Genomic DNA, 1,143 nt, shown 5'->3' on the forward strand with positions numbered 1-1,143 from the left:
TTTCATGCGCAGCGTGAAAGACGCGGTGACTACCCCGCTGGTTGCCACACTCCAGCTGTTCTGACGGACTTCCGCCAGGAAGGCATAACCATTACCTGACGGAAACTCCACTTTGAACGCATGGATCGTGTCATTGTCATAGGCAGCACGCAGCGCTTCCTGCCCCTCATCCGGTGACCAGTTACCAGAAATTGTGACCTCCCCCGGGGATGCCAGGCCATTAGTCATTTCCTGCTCAGTCGAACACAGGGTGGTGACATCAATGTCCGATTTCTGTCCGCCGGTATAACCGATCTCTTTGGCCGCACAGGCCAGCGGCAGAAACTCAGCAGATGCGGGATTTGCTTCTGTTGCCGGCAGTTTTGAAATACTGATTTTCGTGCCCTGTGTTTTTTCATATTTGCTAGACATAGTTATTTTCCTGTAAGTATAAAAAAAGCTGCCGCAGCAGCTTGTTGTTCAAGATTACGTCATTGCCAGACCTGACACTCCAGCGTGGCCCGGTAAAGCGCGGTATCGGCTTCATACCCCTGTTTCTCAGTGAACTCAGCCGGTGAAAGCGGAGAAATAGCAGCAACAGACAGTTCCCTGATCCGGCGGGCTTCATCGATGGTTTTTGCATACACATCAATCTGAATATTGCTCATCGTCTCAGCACGGCCGCACAGCACATCGCCGCCGGTATCATAAAATGAAAAAACACACCACGGCGGCTGAATTCCAGGCTCATCCTGCGGAGCCACATACGGAAAAACCCTGCCCGGCAGCACCGGGTCAAGCAAAGAAAACAAATCAGATTCTTTCATCCGCTCAGCACCTTATCGATAGCCTGACTGAGTTTGCTCAGCGCCAGATCCGCGGCCTCATCTGCCTTACCGTCAAATGCCGAGCGGATAAACGGTTGTGGTGCCATTTTGGATGTGCCGTTCTCCAGGAACCGCCAGTAAAACGCATTACGCGGATCGTCCGTTTTCAGTGTGTTATCACTGTTGGTTCCGGCGGCATTGGTTCCCCGGATGTACACACCGGAGACAACCTCACCTTTATAACGGCTCCGCTGACCGCCGGTAACGATATTACGCACTAACCTGCCGGTTCTGCGGGGTGCACTCTGCCGGACCTCATCCCGCAGCATATCCGCTG

General features: G+C 53.1%; 3 protein-coding genes. All 3 read right to left on the bottom strand.

Annotated elements, in window-relative coordinates:
* The coding region (locus HMPREF3119_RS02635; protein WP_070578321.1) for a phage tail tube protein at nucleotides 1-411 on the bottom strand (411 nt) is incomplete at its 3' end.
* Between the two features lie 59 nt (nucleotides 412-470).
* Complete coding sequence (locus HMPREF3119_RS02640; RefSeq protein WP_070578324.1) at nucleotides 471-806, bottom strand: DUF3168 domain-containing protein; 336 nt, start codon at nucleotides 804-806, stop codon at nucleotides 471-473.
* On the bottom strand, nucleotides 803-1,143 hold a 341-nt coding region (locus tag HMPREF3119_RS02645), incomplete at its 5' end, for an HK97-gp10 family putative phage morphogenesis protein (RefSeq protein WP_070578327.1). The genes HMPREF3119_RS02645 and HMPREF3119_RS02640, both read right to left, overlap by 4 nt.

The organism is Morganella sp. HMSC11D09 (assembly GCF_001807955.1).
Lineage (GTDB): Bacteria > Pseudomonadota > Gammaproteobacteria > Enterobacterales > Enterobacteriaceae > Morganella > Morganella morganii.